Origin of the sequence: Desulfosarcina cetonica JCM 12296, from assembly GCF_001311845.1 — a bacterium.
GTDB classification, from domain to species: domain Bacteria; phylum Desulfobacterota; class Desulfobacteria; order Desulfobacterales; family Desulfosarcinaceae; genus Desulfosarcina; species Desulfosarcina cetonica.
In genome coordinates, this window is record NZ_BBCC01000044.1 from 18945 (window position 1) to 36428 (window position 17484).

The window sequence follows — 17484 nt, forward strand, 5'->3', positions numbered from 1 at the left end:
CGTGTCGCTCAACGGTTTCGGCATCAGATTCGTTCTGTCTCCGTCCATTTTAGAGAAGCAAATCCGTTGCCAATTCTCAACGGGTGGGCCACGGGTCCGGTGCCCGCACGCGTTTTGCGTCGTTATTCGAGAGGACTTGCACGCCTTTGTCGGTCTTGTGACCGGGGGGTGAGATGGGTATGGTGTTTCTATCGATAAGAACAAAAAATCTTGACAGGTTTTGCAAAACCGCCTACAGATAGCCGAAAACCATCGGGTTAAGGCATGGAGATGAATTCCGGCATGATGACGATACCACCGTTTGAGGCTATTTTTTTGCGGGCGCAGCGATGGCTCTGGCGCAACGGGTGGTGTCGCTTTGCCTGCCGGATCTGATTCGTTCACGCCAAATCGAAAAAAGCGTTGCGGGCAGGCCGGTCGATGCCCGCGACCGTGTACAGCGGGTCGTGGAAATCACACGACCTTTTTTTTTGGACAAATGAGGAGTCTTGTCGATGAAGCTGAAAGCATTCCCGCCTCGGGAGCAGTTTGCCAAACTGGCCAAGACCGCCAATGTGATTCCGGTTTGCCGGGAAATCCTGGCGGACATGGAAACACCGGTATCGCTGCTTAAAAAGTGTTACGATGATCACGGTCAGGGACCCCGCCGGCCCATCTTTTTGTTGGAAAGCGTGGAGGGCGGCGAAAAATGGGGGCGTTACAGTTTCCTCGGCACATCCGCCCGGGCCCACGTCAAGGTCTTTGCCGATTGCGTCCGTATCGCCAACAATGGCGCGGAAGAGGATATCCCCCACAAGGGGGATCCCCTGACCGCCTTGAAGGCGTTCATGCGGCGCTTCAGACCGGCCGAAATGCCGGATCTGCCGCGTTTCTGGGGCGGGTTGGTCGGTTATCTCACCTATGAAATGGTCTCCTTTTTCGAGCGCATCCCCAACCGGCTGCCGCCTGATGCCCCCTTGGCCCATTTCATCGTTTGCGATGAACTGCTCATTTTCGACAACATCCGCAACAGCCTGATCTGCGTGGCCATCGCCTTCCTTGAGGCGGGCACCGATCCGGACGCCGCCTTTGACGCCGCTTTGAACCGTCTGGACGCCTTGGAGCAACGTATGGCGGCACCGGTGAACGATACCGTGGCACCGGATCCGGAGAACCCTTTGACCCTTGCGCCGGTGCTGGCCCCGGAAACGTTCAAATCCTATGTGACCGCGGCCAAGGATTACATCCAGAAGGGCGACATCATCCAGGCGGTACTCTCCCAGCCGTTTCAGTGCAAGGCCCCGGCGGATGTGATTTCGGTCTACCGGTCCCAGCGCTACATCAACCCGTCGCCGTATCTCTTTTTTTTCCACTTCGAAGAACTGGCCCTGGTGGGCTCCTCTCCGGAAACCATGGTGCGCATGGAGAACCGGGTGGCCACCCTGCGGCCCATCGCCGGCACCCGACCGCGGGGGGGCAGCGAACAAGCCGACCGGGCGCTGGCCGCGGAACTCTTGGCCGATGAGAAGGAACGGGCCGAACACCTGATGCTGGTGGACCTGGGGCGTAACGATCTGGGGCGGGTGGCCCGCACCGGTACGGTGCAGGTGACCGACCTGATGGTGGTGGAGCGCTATTCCCATGTGATGCACCTGGTCTCCAACATCAACTGTGACCTCGAAGATGAATATGACGCCTGGGATCTGTTGCGGGCTTCCTTTCCGGCCGGCACCCTTTCCGGTGCGCCCAAGGTCCGCGCCATGGAGATCATCGACGAGCTGGAGCAGCGTCCGCGGGGACCCTACGGCGGGGCCGTGGGCTATTTCTCCTTCAGCGGCAACATGGATCTGGCCATCACGATCCGGACCGCCTGCATCGAAAACGGAATGCTCACCGTACGGGCCGGCGCGGGCATCGTGGCCGACTCGGATCCGGAAACCGAGCGCATGGAAACCATCAACAAGGCCATGGCCATTCAACGGGCCTTGGAGCTGATCCGGCAAGGGGAGGCGAACACAAAATGATATTGATGATCGACAACTATGATTCGTTCACCTACAACCTGGTGCAGTACCTCAGGCAGATCGGTGAAGGCGTGGTGGTCAAGCGCAACGACACCATTGACGTGGAAGATATCGCGGCCATGGCCCCCCAGGCCATCGTGATTTCGCCGGGCCCGGGCCGGCCCGAATCCGCCGGGGTCAGCCTGGATGTGATCCGACGTTTTTCCGGAACGATTCCCATCCTGGGGGTCTGTCTGGGGCATCAGTCCATCGCCCATGCCTTTGGTGGTAAGGTCATTTCGGCCAAGCGGCTGATGCATGGCAAGACCTCCATGGTTACCGCCGACGGGCAGGGGGTTTTCAAGGGGATCAAGGCGCCTTTCCAGGCCATGCGCTACCACAGCCTGGCGGTGGAACCGGCGAGCCTGCCCGACTGCCTCGAGATCACCGCCACGGCCGATGACGGCGAAATCATGGGGCTGCGGCATCGCACGCACCCCACCGAAGGTATCCAGTTCCATCCCGAATCGATCATGACCCCGGTGGGCAAGCGGCTGCTGCGCAATTTTTTGAAGATGATTCCCGCAATCAACAATTGAGGATGATAAGGAGAAGCGATCATGTTCAAGCAACACCTGGCGACCATCATTCGCCGCACCGATTTGAGTGAAGACCAGATGGCGGAGATGATGACCGAAATCTTCGAAGGCCGCACCACGGATACCCAGGTGGCGGCCATGATGGCTGCCCTGGCCACCAAGGGCGAAACCTTCATGGAACTGGTCGGCGCGGCCCGAGCCATGCGCAAGAAGGCCCACCGCATCCAGGTGGCCGCGTCACCACTGGTGGATACCGTGGGTACCGGCGGTGACGGGAGCCATACCTTCAACATCTCGACGACCACGGCTTTTGTGGTGGCCGGCTGCGGCGTTACCGTGGCCAAGCACGGCAACCGTAGCGTCTCTTCCAAGTGCGGCAGCGCCGACGTACTGGAGCAGTTGGGCGTCAAGCTGGACACCGATCCGGAAGTGGTCGAGGAAGCGATCCAGACGCTCGGCGTGGGTTTTCTCTTTGCGCCGCTCTACCACAGCGCCATGCGTTTCGCCGCCAAGGCACGCGCCGAGGTGGGCCTGCGCAGCATCTTCAACATGCTGGGACCATTGACCAACCCGGCCGGCGCCAACTGCCAGTTGATCGGCGTCTATGCTCCTGAATTGACCGAGATGTTCGCCGAGGCCCTGCGCTTGTTGGGCTCCAGAAGCGCCTTTGTGGTTTACGGGCAGGACGGCCTGGACGAGATTTCGGTGTGCGCGCCCACCCGGGTCTCCCAGTTGGAAAACGACGCCATCCGGACCTACGATATCTATCCCGAGCAGTACTTCGGCCGGCTGGCCGAACCGGGGAGCCTGACCGGTGGCGATCCGGCGGAGAACGCCGTTATCACCCGCAGCATCCTCGAAGGTGGTGAAAAAGGCCCCCGGCGGGACGTGGTCCTGCTCAACGCGGCCGCCGCGTTGGTGGCCTGCCAGAAAGCCGCCGACCTGCCCGAAGGCATCGCCATGGCCGAGACGTCCATCGACAGCGGCGCGGCCATGAACAAACTGAATGCCCTGGCGGCCTACACCCGCGACAATGGATAGGAACCCGGTAATGGCGACCAATTTTTTGACCACGATTGTTCAGCAGAAAAAAGCGGATATCGCCCAGGCGCGCGAGCGCGTCTCCGAAGCGCGGCTGGTTGAGTTGGCCGGCCGGAGAACCGATTTTCGCCCCTTTGCCGATCGTCTTGCCCGACCGGGGGCGGGCGGGGTGAACATCATCGCCGAAATCAAGCGTGCCTCGCCCTCCAAGGGGGATATCTGCCCGGACCTGGATGCCGCAGACATGGCCGCCCGATATGAGGCGGGAGGCGCGGCGGCGGTCTCCGTGCTTACCGACGGTCCTTTCTTCAAGGGGTGCCTGGACGATCTCACGGCCGCGCGGGCGGCCTGCAACCTGCCCGTGCTGCGCAAGGAGTTCATCATCAGCCGCTACCAGGTTTACGAGGCGGCGGCCGCCGGCGCCGATGCGATTTTGCTCATCGCCCGGATTTTGACCCCCGAAAAACTCGCTCAGCTTTATCATTTGTGCCGTGAGTTGGGCATGGACGCCTGGTGGAGATTCATTCACCGGCGGATGCCCTTGTCGTGGCCGCTACCGACGCCCGGCTGGTGGGCATCAACAACCGTAACCTGAGCACCTTTGAAACCGATTTGGCCGTGGCCCTGGAGCTGGTCTCCCGACTAACGGCACACCAGGTCCCCGTGGCCGCTTCGGGAATCGCCGGCGTCGCCGATGTGAAGCGCAACCTGTCGGCCGGAATTTTCAATTTCCTCGTGGGGGAGAGCATCGTGCGTGCGGCCGACCCGGCCGGGTTCATCCGCGGATTGGTCGGTGCCGGTCGAGAGGAGAAGACATGCTGACGCATCCGGAATCCCCGTCCCGGCCGCTCCAGGTGAAAATTTGCGGCCTGACCCGCCCCGACGAGGCGGTCGCCTGTGCCCGGCTGGGTGCCGATGCCATCGGTCTGGTCTTCTACCCCAAAAGCCCGCGCCACGTCAGCGATGACCAGGCGCGTGCCGTTGTGGCGGCCCTGCCATCGTCGGTGGCGGCCGTGGGCGTGTTCGTCGATGCCGACTTCGAGACCATCATGGCACGGGTAAGCGGCTGCGGTCTCTCCATGGCCCAACTGCACGGCCGGGAGACACCGGCGTTGACCGAACGGTTGACGGCCGCGGGCGTGGGGGTGATCAAGGCCCTCTTTGTCGGTGGTCGGCCCGACTTGGAAGAGGGGCGCAACTATAAGGTGGATGCCTTTCTGGTGGAATGCGCCAAGGGACCCCTGCCCGGCGGCAACGCCATGACCTGGGATTGGGCCGCAGCCCGGGAATTCGGGCGGCAGTATCCCCTGGTCCTGGCCGGCGGCTTGGATCCCGAAAATGTAGCCACAGCGATTCAGGCCGCGAGGCCGGCGGCCATCGACCTCAGTTCGGGTGTGGAGGCGTCGCCGGGTCGCAAGGACCCGGATAAGGTCGCCCGACTGCTTGAGGCCGTAAACCGCATCGCGGCGCCTGACGATTCATTTCGCTCGTCTCAGGTGTTTCGTCCACGAAAGGGTTGATCCCATGCCCGATGCCGATGACCTGCTCATCATTCCCCACCGCCAGCTCAGCCCTGAAGCCTTGACCGGCTGATCGAGGAGTTCGTGACCCGCGATGGCACCGATTCGGGCTATACCCGGGGGTCGCTGGTCGAGAATGCCGCCATGGTGAGACGGCAATTGGACGATGGAACGGCGGTGATCGTTTTTGACAACCGTCGCCAAACCTGCAATATCGTGCCTGCCGATACGCTGAAAACCATCGTCCGAGCCTGACCCAATGCCGATCCCGATTCGCGAGGAACCCTGTCATGAAATACATCGGCGCCCATGTGAGTGCCGCCGGCGGCGTGGCCAACGCCCCGCTGAACGCCCGGGCCATCGATGCCACGGCTTTTGCCCTGTTTACCAAGAACCAGCGCCAGTGGACGGCCAAACCGCTGAGCGAGACGCTATCCGCGCATTCAAGGAGAATTGCCGGGCCGCCGGCTATCCCCCGGACCGGATCCTGCCCCATGACAGCTACCTGATTAACCTCGGCCATCCGGAACGACTGGGACTGGAAAAATCCCGTGCGGCTTTTATCGATGAAATGCGGCGCTGCGAGCAGCTGGGCCTGATGTATCTCAATTTTCATCCGGGCAGCCACCTGAACAAAATCAGCGCCACCGACTGCCTGGCGCGCATCGCCGAGTCCATCAACCTGGCCCTCGATGCCACCTGCGGGGTGACGGCGGTGATCGAGAATACCGCCGGTCAGGGAACCAACCTGGGCCACCGCTTCGAACACCTGGCGGCCATCATCGATAAGGTGGCCGACAAATCACGGGTGGGGGTCTGCCTGGATACCTGCCATACATTCTCCGCCGGCTACGATTTGGTGACCCGCGAGGGCTATGCGGAGACCCTGGCGCGTTCGATGCCGAGGTGGGCTTTGCGTACCTTCGCGGGCTGCATCTCAACGATGGCAAAAAGGCCCTGGGCAGCCGGGTGGATCGTCATGCCAGCCTGGGGGAGGGCGCCTTGGGGCTGGCGGTCTTCCGCAGGATCATGGCCGATCCGCGTTTCGACGGTATCCCCCTGATTCTGGAAACCCCTGACCAGAGCCGCTGGGCCGAGGAGATCCGGCTGCTCAAGGGCATGATCGGCAACGGATGAGGATCGTGTTGGCCGAAAAGCACCCGTCAGGCAGTGTCGCTTTCCAGCACTTCCCTGACTTTCGCGGCCAGTGCCTGTTTCGAGAAGGGTTTGGGAATGAAGCAGACCTTGTCGTCCAGGACCCCCCGATGGGCGATCACGTCCGCTGTGTAGCCGGACATGAAAAGCGTCTTGAGGCCGGGGCAGTGCGGGTTGAGCTGATGAGAGAGATCTCGGCCGTTCATCGCGGGCATGACCACGTCGGTGATCAAGAGATCGACCTGCCCCGCATGTTCCCGGCCAAGTGCCAGGGCCCGTATCGGATCGTTCGTGGCGATCACCGTGTACCCGAGATTTTCGAGCATTCTGCGGCTGAGTTTCAGGATCGATGCATCGTCTTCGACCAACAGGATGGTTTCGCCGTTGCCCAGCGGTGTTGTCGTGGGTGCCGCGCGATCCTCGCGCATGACCTTGCTGGTGTCGCGGGGCAGGTAGATCTTGAAGGTCGTCCCCTTGTCGGGTTCACTGTAAACATTGATAAAACCATCGTTTTGCTTGACGATCCCGTAGACGGTGGCCAACCCTAGACCGGTTCCCTTGCCCATCTCCTTGGTGGTGAAAAAAGGCTCGAAGATATTTTCCAGAGTCGCTTGATCCATGCCGCAGCCGTCATCGCTGACCATCAGGCGGACAAAGTCACCGGGAGAAATGTTTTTGTGCACGGCGCAGTCATCCTGATCAAAGCTCACGGTATCGGTCGCGATGCTGATTCTGCCCACGTCGGTGATCGCATCCCGGGCATTGACGCATAAATTGGCCAGAATTTGATCGACTTGTGACGGGTCGATGTTGATCGGCCAAATGTCCGCTTTGGGTTGCCAGACCAGATCGATGTCCTCGCCGATCAGGCGTCGAAGCATTTTCAGCATGCTTTCGATCGTCTCGTTGAGATCCAGTACCCGGGGGGCGACGGTCTGTTGGCGGGCAAAGGCCAACAGTTGGCGGGTGATGTCCGCCGATCGTTTGGCGGCCCGCATGATTTCCCTAAGATCCATGTGCAGCGCGTCGTCCGGCAGGGTCTTTTCCAGGGCGAGTTCCGTGTAACCCATGATCACGCTGAGCATGTTGTTGTAGTCATGGGCCACGCCGCCGGCCAGCCTTCCGACGGACTCCATTTTCTGGGCCTGCATGAACTGGGCCTGTATCTTCTCCCGTTCCCGTTCCGACCGGACACGTTCGCTGATGTTGTTGACGATGTGAACCGCGCCGGTAAAATGACCGTCGGCGTCCAGGATCGGATCGGCGGCAACCTCGAACCAGTCGTCACCGATTTGAAGGTCCATGGTTTCGCGGTGCAGGCTTTTTTGGGCTTTAAGAAACGGGCATGCGTCCACGGGGCGATCCGTGCCATGGGCGATGCGCCAGCAGATCTGGCCCCGCATATTCTCACCGGACTGTTGAAAAAGCCGTTCGGCCGCCTTGTTGGCCCGTTGCACACGCTGGTGGCGGTCCAGGATCCAGATGGCGTTGCTGTTCGCGTCGAAGGTCTTTTGCCATTCCTGGGCCGCTTTCAGCAAGGCCTTCTCCGCTGCCTGGCGTTCGGTGATGTCCAGCATGATGGCGACGAATAGGGGGTCACCTGCCGAGGCCAATTGGACGTGGGCTTCCACGGGATACAGCGAGCCGTCTTTACGCCGATGGATCGTTGAAAACTGGATCTTTTCTTTTTCGCCGGAGCGCAGGGGGGCGACCAATTCGTCGAACGATTCGGGCGTAAAGTCAGGTTTTATATCCAATGGCGTCATCATCAACATCTCTTCGACCGAGTAACCCAGATTCTGACAGGCGCCTCGGTTGACCTTGACGAATCGCAGGGTGTCCGCCGCGAAAATGTAGATCTCGTTCAAGGACGCATCCAACAGGTCGCTGAAGCGGGTGGCGCGTTCTTCGGCGTCCTTGCGGCCTTCGATCTCGACCCGTAGCCGGCGGTTATGGAAGAAAAGCAGGATGGCACCGATTCCACCGCCCAAGGCCAGCAGGACGGCGACCCCGATAGCCCAGCGGTTTGGTTGGGGATAGGCATTGTAGATGAATTTTGCAAGCGAAATGCCTTTATCGGCCATGCCCAGCTTGATATAGGTGTCGGCGATGTGCTGCCAGCGGCCGGGGGTTGATGTGCCCGATCTCGACGAGATCCGGCAGCATCAGCCGCTGGATGGCCTGGGCTTCGAAGCGGAGATGGGCTCGGCTTTTCGAGGTCCCATAGGTCTTCCGGATGAGATCGATGATCTCTTCCGGATGGGCCATGGCATACTGCCACCCGTGCAGGGAGGCTTCACGAAAATCGGCGACCGCTTGCGGGTGACGCTCGATTTCCCTTTCTGACGTGAACAGGCAGTCACCGTAAAAATCGATGCCATAATTTTTGGGATCGATGATCGTGAAGGGAATTTTCCGGCTGATCAGATAAAACGGCTCATTGGTCGAATAGGCATTGAAAACATCCGTTCTGTTTTCAATCAGGTCGTTGATATCGAAGCTGCTGGGGATCATTCTGATTTTATCCAGGGGCACCCCTTCACTGCGAAACATGGCCAGATATTCGGCTGCGTCATCGCCCTCCAGCATCATGACCCGTCGCCCGATCATGTCCTGGGGGTTGTGAATACCCGAATCGCGTTTGGCCAAGAAGATGTTGGCCGAATGCTGAAAGATACAGGCCAGGACGACGACCGGTTTGCCATGCATGCGGTGGAGCAGCACCGATGAACGGCCCACGGCGTAATCAGCCTCGCCGGCGACCACCCTGTCGGTGGGCGTCAACCCCGGTCGGCCCTCAAGCAGGGTGACCTGAAAACCGGCATCCCGGTAATAACCTTTTGCAACGGCGGCATAGTAGCCGGCAAACTGGAACTGGTGATGCCAGGCCAGCTGCAGGACAATGGGGCGCAGAAAGGCGTCGGAAGCATCTCCATGCATGGCCGCTTCGCCGGTTTCCATAGTCGGATGGATCGCTCCGGCTGAAAGGGGCTGGCTCACCATCGCCACCGCCACGAGAAGCCCGATCATGAAAACCGAACATCGCCTTAACGGATGAAAACAAATCCGGATTTTTGGAAATTTGGATGCCGCATGGGTCGCGTTGCCTCTGGATAAGAAAAGGTGTTGGGCGCGGAAAAACGCTGATATGTTCGGCGACCCATTCCGGCTGGCCAGATGGTCACTCCAGATGATCACTCCGGGTGGTCACTTTGGGGCCGGAGTGGAGCGGCAGTGTCATGGGGGGTGTTCGCTTGAATTCGATGGCCCTTGGTTGAACTTCATGTGAGTGCAAATCTGATGAATCATCCGCGCTTTCGATTGGATTTATTTTAGGCGCGAAAAGAATCAGGGATCAAGGCTGTTTTGTGATGCGAGGGGAAAACAATGAACATTTCAGGCGTGGAACAAAATGCCGATATGGGTTGTGGTAATTGGAGCAAGGACCCTTATTTTACATTTCGTGATAATCTCGGACCCAACCGGCAGCGACACCAGACCGCGGCCCGTAACCCCTGAAGGTGACCTGAAGATGACCATTCAACCCCGCTTTCAAACCATTATCGATCAGATCGGCAGGGTGGTGATGGGGAAAAACGATCAGATCCGTATGGCTTTGACCTGCCTTCTGGCAAAAGGGCATCTTTTAATTGAAGACATCCCGGGAATCGGTAAGACAACCCTGGCCAAGGTACTGTCGCGAAGCATGGGCCTTAAGTTCCGCCGGGTTCAATTCACCAGCGACATGCTTCCCGGAGACATTCTGGGTAGCTCGATTTTCGATCAGAATACGGCTGCGTTTGTCTTCCACCCCGGGCCGATCTTCACCCAAGTGCTATTGGCCGACGAGATCAACCGCGCCACCCCGAAGACCCAAAGCGCGCTGCTGGAAGCCATGGAGGAACGCCAGGTGACCAGTGACGGCAAAACCCGCCGCCTGGCCGCGCCGTTCTTTGTGATCGCCACCCAGAATCCCCTGGAACTCTCCGGTACCTTTTCGCTGCCCGAGTCCCAGCTGGACCGTTTCCTCATGCGCATCGAACTGGGCTATCCGGATCGCTCGGCGGAGCGGCGTCTATTAAGTGGCGACCGGCAGCCGCACCAGGCCCTGGAAACCCTCGGGCAGTGCCTGACGCCAGAGGATGTCCTGGCCTTGCAGGCCGAGGTGGAAAAGGTTCATGCCGCCGATGCCTTCTTGAACTACTTGCAGGATGTTCTGGAATTCACCCGCAGCAGCCCCCATTTCCACATGGGGCTTTCGCCCCGTGCGGGATTGGCGCTCATGCAGGCCGCCCGGGCTTGGGCATTGATCAGCGGTCGGGACTATCTCGTCCCTGAAGACCTGCAGGCCGTCATGATCCATGTGGTGGGTCACCGGTTGCGGTCGCGAGAGGATCTGAGCGAGATTCCGTCATCGCGCTTGGCCCTCCTTTTCCAGGAGGTTGCCGTTCCGTGAGTCGCGTGATCGCCCATCTTTTCTACCGCTTCGTGGGCGGCAACACCACCGTGCCCGTGACCCTGGGGCTGCGTAATATCTATATTGTACCCACGCGTTATGGCCTGCTCTATCTGGTGGTTATCGGCGCGATGTTGATCGGTTCGATCAATTACAACAACAATCTGGGATTTTTGCTCACCTTCCTGTTGGGCGGCATGGGCCTTACCACCATGCTGTACACCTACCGGATGCTTTACGGGCTGCGTCTGGAAAAGGTTTCCACCCGACCGGTTTTTGCCGGTGAAAGCATGCCGTTTCTCATCCGGCTGGCCGATATCGACCGGCCGCGGATGGGCGTCGGCTGGTTTTTCGAGGGGCAGGATCCGGTCCTGGCGGATCTTTTGCAGGGCACGGCGGAAACGGTCAGCGTGAATGCCCCAACGGCGGCACGCGGGAAATTTTCGCCGGGTTGGCTGCGTGTCACCTGCACTTACCCCCTGGGATTGTTCCGCGCCTGGGCGCGTCTGCACCCCAATGTCACCGGTTTGGTCTACCCGCGGCCCTTGTCCGGCCCGCTGGTGGCTGACCCCGTCCGTTCGGGCAATGGCGGCGGGCCAGTGAGCGGTCAGACCGGCGTCGATGATTTCCAGGGCCTCAAGGCATACCAGGCGGGCGATGCGCCGCAACGCATCCATTGGCAGGCCTTCTCGCGTGGACGCGGCCTGCACACCAAGACATTTGCCGATCCGGCCGGCCAATCCCTGCTGCTGGATCTGGCCCGCATCGACGGCAGCGACACGGAGAAGAAGCTCTCCATTCTTTGTTACCATGTCTTGCGCGCCCATCATTACCGACGGCCCTTTGGGTTGGCCCTGTCCGGCCGGACGATTCCCGTGGCCAGCGGCGAGGCCCATCGCGGGCGCTGTCTGCGGGCCTTGGCCTGCTTCGGGAGTGAATAGACCATGCTCCGTCAGCCCATCCGCCCCCTGATCGTTGCTCTGGCCGTGGCTGCCGCGCCGTTGGCCCTCCATCTGCCCGCATGGGCCATCGGTTGGTGTATTCTCTGTTGGACCTACTGTCTGGCCGCCGATCGGCGGGGATGGCCGGGGTTGCCGCCTTGGGTCCGGTTCGCCGGCTTTGCCGTGGGCATGCTGGGCGTCCTGGTATCCGCCGGTTTGCGCTTTGACGGGGGAGACTTCATTGTGCTGCTGGCAGTCATGGCCGGGATGAAACCCCTGGAGGTGCGCAGCCGGCGGGACAGCATGGTAACGGTTTTTCTGGCGTACTTTCTGGTGATTACCAGCTTGTTCGTTTTTGAAAACCTTTCCATGACGATTTACCTTTTTCTGTCGGTTTGGGTCACCACCGGCGTATTGGTACGGGTCAACCATCCCGCCGGGGCGACCGCCGCCCAGTTGCGCCTGGCCGCTCGCTTGGTGGGTACGGCGATCCCCTTGATGGTGCTGCTGTTTCTGCTTTTTCCACGACTTCCGGGGAGTTTCTGGAGCTCTCCCTGGAACCGTCAGGGCGTTTCCGGCTTTTCCAGCACCATTCGCATGGGGGACGTCTCACGCCTCGCCCTGACCGATGCACCGGCCTTTGCGGTTACCTTTGACGCCGCACCGCCAAGGCCGGAAAAGCTTTATTGGCGGGGGATCGTTTTTCGTGATTTCGACGGTCAGACCTGGTATCCCGAGCGTCATCGCCACCCGCGACGCCCCCTAATTGGCGGAACAACCCGGTCGGCCTATACCGTTGTCATGGAACCCACCGGCCAGCGCCATCTCTTTGCCCTGGATCTGCCCCAGACAGCCGACCCGGTTGCCGTTATCGGAGACGACTACACGCTGGAAACCCGCCGCCCCGTTCGACAGCGTTTACGCTACCGGGCCGTCTCATGGGTCGATGCCCGCCAGGACGCCACGCCGTTTCCCGACCCCCGTTACCGGCAACTGCCCGAGGGGCGTAATCCCCGTGCACTTGCCCTCGGGCGAGAATGGGCGCAAAGCATAAAGACCCCCGAGACCATCGTGACGGCCGCGCTGGATTTTTTCAGGACTTCGGGATTCGTCTATTCGTTGCAGCCCGGCCCCTTGGGCGCCGATGCGGTGGACGATTTTCTTTTCATGGGGCGCAAAGGGTTTTGCGAACATTTTGCCGTGGCCTTTACCGTGCTCCTGCGGGCAGCCGGCGTCCCGACGCGTCTGGTCGGCGGATACCAGGGCGGTCAATGGAACGCCATGGGTGAATTCCTCAGTGTGCGTCAGTCCGATGCGCATGTCTGGTGTGAGGCGTGGCTGCCCGGAAAAGGATGGACGCGCGTTGACCCGACCGCCGTTGTGGCGCCCGAACGGATTGCCGCCGGCGGTACGCGAGATGATCCGGCCGGTCTTTCCCAGGGGGTTGGTGTCCGGCTGATACGTCGTTGGCAGACCCTCGCCCGTGAGACCTGGGAGGCCGTCAACATCCGCTGGAACATGTGGTTCATGGGCTTTTCCGCTGAAGATCAGGTGGCCTTGCTGAAGCGCCTGGGGGTCGTTGTGGGACGACAGACCCGCTGGCTGGTGGTCGGGGTGCTTCCGGTTCTTTTCGTCATCGTCCTGGCACTGGTCAGCCGAATCCGGAACCGGCCGGTTAAGCCGACCGGGGATGTGCCGCTGAGAACTTACTACCGCTTCCTGGTGAAAATGCGGCACGCGGGACTTCCCAAGGCGCCGCACGAAGGCCCCCTGGCGTATGCCGGCAAGGTGGGGCGACGGGCGCCGGCACTCAAACCGGCGGTGGATGGGATCATTGCGGGATATGTTGCCCTGCGGTACAGCCGTGACGGCCGAAAGGCATTGTTGAAGGATTTCCGCCGTGAGGTCCGCCACTTTCATCCCCGGCGGCTTCTTGCCAAATCCAGGCAAAAGGTCGAACCCGTAGATTGACCCTGAACCTCAATCCCTGCCGATATCCTCTGGTGGATCAAGGCTTCCGCGGTGGACGGCCGATTGGCCGAATCGTGCGGTGATGCGATCCACGGCGCGATCCACCTTTTCCCATCCCGTGGCCTGGTGCTCCCGGCTTTCAAAGAGACTGACCTGCTGCGGCGTGGTGTCGCCGACCAGCGCCGAGGCCCCCACGCCGATCAGTCGGATGGGCGTTTCCAACGACTGCTGGTCCAACAGGGCCGCCGCCGTGCGAAAGATCGTTTCCGATGCGTGGCTGGGGCGTGTCAGGCTGAAACTGCGCGTCAGCTGCCTGAAATCAGACTGTTTCAATTTAAGGGTGATGGTGCGGGCCAGATACCCTTGGCGGCGCAGCTGGCGTCCCACTTCCTGGCTCTGGGAGAGAAGATGCCGGCGCAACACGCCTCGATCGCGGGTATCGGCGGGCAGGGTGCATTCGCTGGAGATGGACTTGGCGGGTGCATGGACCGTCACGCGGGTTGCGTCCCGCCCCTGGGCCAGTTCCATCAGGCGGTGGCCGAATTTGCCCAGTCGTTCGGTCAGTTGGACGGGCTTGAAACGACAGACATCGCCCAGCTGTCGGATGCCCAGGCGGCTGAGCTGTTGGCGGGCCTTGCGGCCCACCCCGGGTACTTTTTCGATGGGCAACACGGCGATCCGCTCGGCAACTTCTTCCGGGAAAATCACCGTCAAACCGTCGGGTTTGTGCATGTCCGAGGCGATTTTGGCCAGGAATTTCAAGGGGGCCACGCCGATGGAGCAGGTCAGCGCCTGTTTTTGGCGGATTTCGGCTTTGATTGCCCGCGCCATGGCTTCGGGTGGACCGAAAAGACGTTGGCAACCGGCGGCGTCCAGATAGGCTTCATCGATGGAAACCTGCTCCACCACCGGCGAATAATCATCCAGAATCGCCATGATCGATCGCGATACCTCGCTGTAGCGCTGCTTGCGGGGGGGCACGATGACCAGATGCGGGCAACGCGCCCTGGCCATGAACATGGGCATGGCGCTGTGGATACCGTAGCGGCGGGCCTCGTAGCTGGCCGCTGCCACAACGCCGCGGTCCGACGCGCCGCCCACGACCAGGACTTTGCCCGCCAGGTCCGGGTTGTCGCGCTGTTCCACGGAGGCGAAAAAGGCATCCATATCGATGTGCATGATCATGGGGGCACTTTACAGCGTTCGTCACCGGCTTTCAAGATCGGCGCAAAGGGCCGGTCCATTCATTTGGCAACAAAACACCGCGCGGTGTTTGTTGCACTTTTGTAGACTGGCGGGCCTTTGCCGGTTGCGGCTAAAAATCCGTCCGAGATATACACAACGGTTTGTTATCAAATGGTTTGTGTCCTGCAGCAGGCCACGCTTGAATCTGTTCTGGACCACCTGTTGAGCAGGTGGTTTGGATTTTAATGACCTAAATATACTTCCAGGCTTGCCAGACTTTACAAAAATGTTGTAAGCAGCATGCGGCTATACAATTTAAGCGTTGCTGCGCGAGGCGGTAAAAAGGACACGACGATGAAGACCATTGAACAGATCACCCTCCTCTACGAGATTTCCAATGCCCTCAACGAGCACTTGGACTTGAAAAAGTCGATGTACAAAGTGCTCGACATCCTCTCCACGGCCCTGCAGATGGAACGGGGCACCATCTCGATTCTCAATCCGTTGCGTAACGAAATCAGCATCGAAGTGGCCCACAGCCTATCAAAAAGCGCCATGGAGCGGGTGAAATACAAATTGGGCGAGGGGATCATCGGACGGGTGATCGAAACCGGTGAGGCCGTTGCCATTCCCAAGATCAGCGAGGAGCCGCTCTTCCTCAACCGTACGGCCTCGCGCAAAATGAAAGACATGGGCGAGATTTCCTTTATCTGTGTGCCGGTTCAGAAGGGCACGCGGGTGGTGGGGGCGCTCAGCGTCGATCGCGCCTATGATCCAGAATACTCGTTGGAGGAGGGAACCAAGCTGGTCTCCGTGGTGGCCACCATGCTGGCCCGGCATGCCATCAACCTGGAAACCATCCAGCTGGAGAAAGAGGCCTGCGGGACGAGAACAAACGCCTGCGCGACGAGCTGGAAAACAAGTACCGCATCAACAACATCATCGGCAACAGCAACAAGATGCGGGAAGTCTTTCAGATGATCAGCCAGGTGTCACGCAGCCATGCCACGGTACTGATTCGCGGGGAGAGTGGTACCGGCAAGGAGCTGGTGGCCAACTCGATCCACTACAATTCCAATCGTTCCAAAGCCCCTTTTGTCAAGGTCAACTGCGCGGCGATTCCCAACAACCTGATCGAAAGTGAGCTCTTCGGCCATGAAAAGGGGGCCTTCACCGGCGCGGTCAAGCAGAAGCCGGGGCGTTTTGAATTGGCCCACAAGGGCACAATCTTCCTGGACGAAATCGGCAGCATCGAGCCCGACGTGCAGGTGCGTCTGCTGAGGGTGCTTCAGGAACGGGAGTTCGAACGCGTGGGCGGCCACAAAACCCTCAAGGTCGATGTCCGCATCATTGCGGCAACCAACAAGAACCTGGAGCAGGCCGTCGATGAGGGAACCTTTCGCGGTGATCTGTACTATCGACTCAATGTGTTTCCCATCTACATGCCTCCCCTGCGGGAACGCAAGACCGACATCCTGCTCTTGGCCGATTTCTTTCTGGAGCGCTATGCCGATGAGAACGGGCGCGAGGTCAAGCGACTTTCCACCCCGGCCATCGACATGCTTATGGCCTATCATTGGCCGGGGAACGTCCGCGAGTTGGAGAACTGCATCGAGCGCGCCGTGCTTCTCTGTGAGGAAGGGGCGATCCACAGCTACCACCTGCCGCCGTCGTTGCAAACGGGAAGGGAAAGTGGGACCCTGCCGGATCTTTCCCTGGAGGATGCCGTGGCTGCCCTGGAAAAGGAGATGATCATCGACGCCCTCAAGAATACCCGCGGCAATATTACCCTGGCGGCGGAGGTCCTTAAAACGACAGTGCGCAAATTTGCCTATAAGGCGAAGAAGTTCGGGGTGGATTATCGAACCTATCGCTAAGTCCGAATCAGCGAGACGTCTTCAGGTCGCGACGTCCGGATTGGCACGCAGGCGGCTGACCAGATTGCTCTCTTCGCGAATGGCATCGGCCAGACGACGGGTGAGGGTGCCTCTCTGGGTGTTGATCTGGGCGCGGCCGTTTGTTCGGTCCACCAGCCAGGTCACATATATTTTTTCGATGCTGGCGGCCGTATCGGTAAGGGTTGCCGCCAAGCGGTCGTGAGATTCCACGAGTGACCGGGTCCGGGAATCGGTAATGCTGACTTGATCGGGGAACTGCTTGGCGATTCGCTTCAAGCGATCACGTTCCTTATTCATCATCACGATGATGTCATCTATCGTGATGAGATTTTGATACAACGCCGGTGAGACCGTGTCGTGGACAAAGCGGATGATTTCCGGTTTCATTTTGACGGCACCGAGGCTGGTCCGCAACGGTTCCTTTTTGTAATATTTCGTGTAGGCGAGGAATCCGCCCCCACCGGCAGCGGCCAGCACCAGGATCAGGACGATCAGGATTCCTGCGGCTCCGCCGCGCGTGTTGTTTAACGATGTGATCGGATTGTGAGAACTTGCCGTCATGCGGATTGTCAGTCTTGTCTGGCGTGATGGTTGCGCGGTCTGGTTTTATCTGTCGTGTTGTTGATGACTATCCCCATTATCGGTCGGTATTGGAAAAGCTGTATGATTTTTTAACCAAGGTTATTTTTGATGCATTCGTAAAAAGTCTCATTTCCGACGGATTCGTAAAGAGCCC

16 protein-coding genes and 2 pseudogenes are annotated in these 17484 nt (G+C 59.9%); 14 read left to right on the forward strand and 4 right to left on the reverse strand.

Translation table 11 applies throughout. The annotated features are described in order from the left end of the window. The first annotated feature begins 494 nt into the window (after window positions 1-494). The 9 genes and pseudogenes from JCM12296_RS12250 (at window position 495) to JCM12296_RS47435 (ending at window position 6279) form a co-directional block, all read left to right on the forward strand. A complete protein-coding gene (locus JCM12296_RS12250) occupies window positions 495-2003 on the forward strand; it encodes an anthranilate synthase component I family protein (RefSeq protein WP_054693228.1) in 1509 nt (502 codons plus the stop codon). Further along, the gene (locus tag JCM12296_RS12255) at window positions 2000-2581 is read left to right on the forward strand and encodes an anthranilate synthase component II (protein WP_054693231.1); all 582 of its coding nucleotides are present in this window, start codon (window positions 2000-2002) and stop codon (window positions 2579-2581) included. Before JCM12296_RS12250 ends, JCM12296_RS12255 begins: the two co-directional genes overlap by 4 nt. A gap of 21 nt (window positions 2582-2602) precedes the next feature. Further along, on the forward strand, window positions 2603-3622 hold the full coding sequence (gene trpD / locus JCM12296_RS12260) for an anthranilate phosphoribosyltransferase (protein ID WP_054693234.1): 1020 nt from the start codon (window positions 2603-2605) through the stop codon (window positions 3620-3622). A gap of 10 nt (window positions 3623-3632) precedes the next feature. Continuing rightward, window positions 3633-4444 (forward strand): annotated as a pseudogene (locus tag JCM12296_RS12265) (indole-3-glycerol phosphate synthase TrpC). Next, window positions 4438-5142: a phosphoribosylanthranilate isomerase gene (locus tag JCM12296_RS12270; RefSeq protein ID WP_054693237.1), complete on the forward strand. Its 705-nt coding sequence runs from the start codon at window positions 4438-4440 to the stop codon at window positions 5140-5142. Before JCM12296_RS12265 ends, JCM12296_RS12270 begins: the two are co-directional and overlap by 7 nt. Window positions 5143-5226: 84 nt before the next feature. Then, window positions 5227-5397 carry a YheU family protein gene (locus tag JCM12296_RS12275; RefSeq protein WP_246804216.1) on the forward strand — a complete coding sequence of 57 codons (171 nt, stop codon included), beginning with the start codon at window positions 5227-5229 and terminating at the stop codon, window positions 5395-5397. Window positions 5398-5432: 35 nt separating this feature from the next. Next, the gene (locus JCM12296_RS44330) at window positions 5433-5651 is read left to right on the forward strand and encodes a hypothetical protein (RefSeq protein WP_246804218.1); all 219 of its coding nucleotides are present in this window, start codon (window positions 5433-5435) and stop codon (window positions 5649-5651) included. Then, window positions 5546-5971, forward strand: a pseudogene (locus tag JCM12296_RS47430) (deoxyribonuclease IV); the annotation flags it as partial. The gene JCM12296_RS44330 and the pseudogene JCM12296_RS47430, both read left to right, overlap by 106 nt. A 77-nt stretch (window positions 5972-6048) precedes the next feature. Continuing rightward, window positions 6049-6279, forward strand: coding sequence for a TIM barrel protein (locus tag JCM12296_RS47435; RefSeq protein ID WP_281491992.1), 231 nt, complete (start codon window positions 6049-6051; stop codon window positions 6277-6279). A gap of 26 nt (window positions 6280-6305) precedes the next feature. Here JCM12296_RS47435 and JCM12296_RS12285 read toward each other — a convergent pair whose 3' ends face one another. Both JCM12296_RS12285 and JCM12296_RS12290 read right to left on the reverse strand, forming a co-directional pair. After that, window positions 6306-8381, reverse strand: a complete 2076-nt coding sequence (locus JCM12296_RS12285; RefSeq protein ID WP_054693240.1) for a PAS domain S-box protein — start codon at window positions 8379-8381, stop codon at window positions 6306-6308. Next, a complete protein-coding gene (locus tag JCM12296_RS12290; protein ID WP_054693243.1) occupies window positions 8371-9327 on the reverse strand; it encodes an ABC transporter substrate-binding protein in 957 nt (318 codons plus the stop codon). The genes JCM12296_RS12285 and JCM12296_RS12290 overlap by 11 nt, the downstream gene beginning before the upstream one ends. Before the next feature lie 502 nt (window positions 9328-9829). Here JCM12296_RS12290 and JCM12296_RS12295 point away from each other — a divergent pair. Genes JCM12296_RS12295 through JCM12296_RS12305 form a run of 3 tightly spaced genes read left to right on the forward strand, consistent with a single transcriptional unit; the run spans window position 9830 to window position 13665 of the window. Beyond that, on the forward strand, window positions 9830-10753 hold the full coding sequence (locus tag JCM12296_RS12295) for an AAA family ATPase (protein ID WP_054693246.1): 924 nt from the start codon (window positions 9830-9832) through the stop codon (window positions 10751-10753). Then, the gene (locus JCM12296_RS12300) at window positions 10750-11694 is read left to right on the forward strand and encodes a DUF58 domain-containing protein (RefSeq protein ID WP_054693249.1); all 945 of its coding nucleotides are present in this window, start codon (window positions 10750-10752) and stop codon (window positions 11692-11694) included. Before JCM12296_RS12295 ends, JCM12296_RS12300 begins: the two co-directional genes overlap by 4 nt. A gap of 3 nt (window positions 11695-11697) precedes the next feature. Then, entirely contained in the window at window positions 11698-13665 is a 1968-nt protein-coding gene (locus JCM12296_RS12305) for a transglutaminase TgpA family protein (protein ID WP_054693252.1), read from the forward strand. Between the two features lie 9 nt (window positions 13666-13674). Here the strand turns inward: JCM12296_RS12305 and JCM12296_RS12310 are convergent, their stop codons facing one another. Continuing rightward, window positions 13675-14850 carry a DNA polymerase IV gene (locus JCM12296_RS12310; RefSeq protein WP_213182385.1) on the reverse strand — a complete coding sequence of 392 codons (1176 nt, stop codon included), beginning with the start codon at window positions 14848-14850 and terminating at the stop codon, window positions 13675-13677. Between the two features lie 354 nt (window positions 14851-15204). Here JCM12296_RS12310 and JCM12296_RS49020 point away from each other — a divergent pair, with 354 nt between their 5' ends. Beyond that, the gene (locus JCM12296_RS49020) at window positions 15205-15831 is read left to right on the forward strand and encodes a GAF domain-containing protein (protein WP_306304012.1); all 627 of its coding nucleotides are present in this window, start codon (window positions 15205-15207) and stop codon (window positions 15829-15831) included. Then, window positions 15828-16727, forward strand: a complete 900-nt coding sequence (locus tag JCM12296_RS49025) for a sigma-54 interaction domain-containing protein (protein ID WP_306304013.1) — start codon at window positions 15828-15830, stop codon at window positions 16725-16727. The genes JCM12296_RS49020 and JCM12296_RS49025 overlap by 4 nt, the downstream gene beginning before the upstream one ends. Before the next feature lie 21 nt (window positions 16728-16748). On the opposite strand, the gene JCM12296_RS12320 is transcribed toward JCM12296_RS49025, so the two are convergent. Continuing rightward, entirely contained in the window at window positions 16749-17309 is a 561-nt protein-coding gene (locus JCM12296_RS12320) for a hypothetical protein (protein WP_054693255.1), read from the reverse strand. Between the last annotated feature and the right edge of the window lie 175 nt (window positions 17310-17484).

Bases quoted from the DNA above. Each gene is read 5' to 3' on its own strand.
- JCM12296_RS12250 (WP_054693228.1), top strand. From the start codon at position 495: ATGAAGCTGAAAGCATTCCCGCCTCGGGAGCAGTTTGCCAAACTGGCC.
- JCM12296_RS12255 (WP_054693231.1), top strand. From the start codon at position 2,000: ATGATATTGATGATCGACAACTATGATTCGTTCACCTACAACCTGGTG.
- trpD (WP_054693234.1), top strand. From the start codon at position 2,603: ATGTTCAAGCAACACCTGGCGACCATCATTCGCCGCACCGATTTGAGT.
- JCM12296_RS12270 (WP_054693237.1), top strand. From the start codon at position 4,438: ATGCTGACGCATCCGGAATCCCCGTCCCGGCCGCTCCAGGTGAAAATT.
- JCM12296_RS44330 (WP_246804218.1), top strand. From the start codon at position 5,433: ATGAAATACATCGGCGCCCATGTGAGTGCCGCCGGCGGCGTGGCCAAC.
- JCM12296_RS12285 (WP_054693240.1), bottom strand. From the start codon at position 8,381: ATGGCCGATAAAGGCATTTCGCTTGCAAAATTCATCTACAATGCCTAT.
- JCM12296_RS12290 (WP_054693243.1), bottom strand. From the start codon at position 9,327: ATGATCGGGCTTCTCGTGGCGGTGGCGATGGTGAGCCAGCCCCTTTCA.
- JCM12296_RS12295 (WP_054693246.1), top strand. From the start codon at position 9,830: ATGACCATTCAACCCCGCTTTCAAACCATTATCGATCAGATCGGCAGG.
- JCM12296_RS12305 (WP_054693252.1), top strand. From the start codon at position 11,698: ATGCTCCGTCAGCCCATCCGCCCCCTGATCGTTGCTCTGGCCGTGGCT.
- JCM12296_RS12310 (WP_213182385.1), bottom strand. From the start codon at position 14,850: ATGATCATGCACATCGATATGGATGCCTTTTTCGCCTCCGTGGAACAG.
- JCM12296_RS49020 (WP_306304012.1), top strand. From the start codon at position 15,205: ATGAAGACCATTGAACAGATCACCCTCCTCTACGAGATTTCCAATGCC.
- JCM12296_RS49025 (WP_306304013.1), top strand. From the start codon at position 15,828: ATGATCAGCCAGGTGTCACGCAGCCATGCCACGGTACTGATTCGCGGG.
- JCM12296_RS12320 (WP_054693255.1), bottom strand. From the start codon at position 17,309: ATGACGGCAAGTTCTCACAATCCGATCACATCGTTAAACAACACGCGC.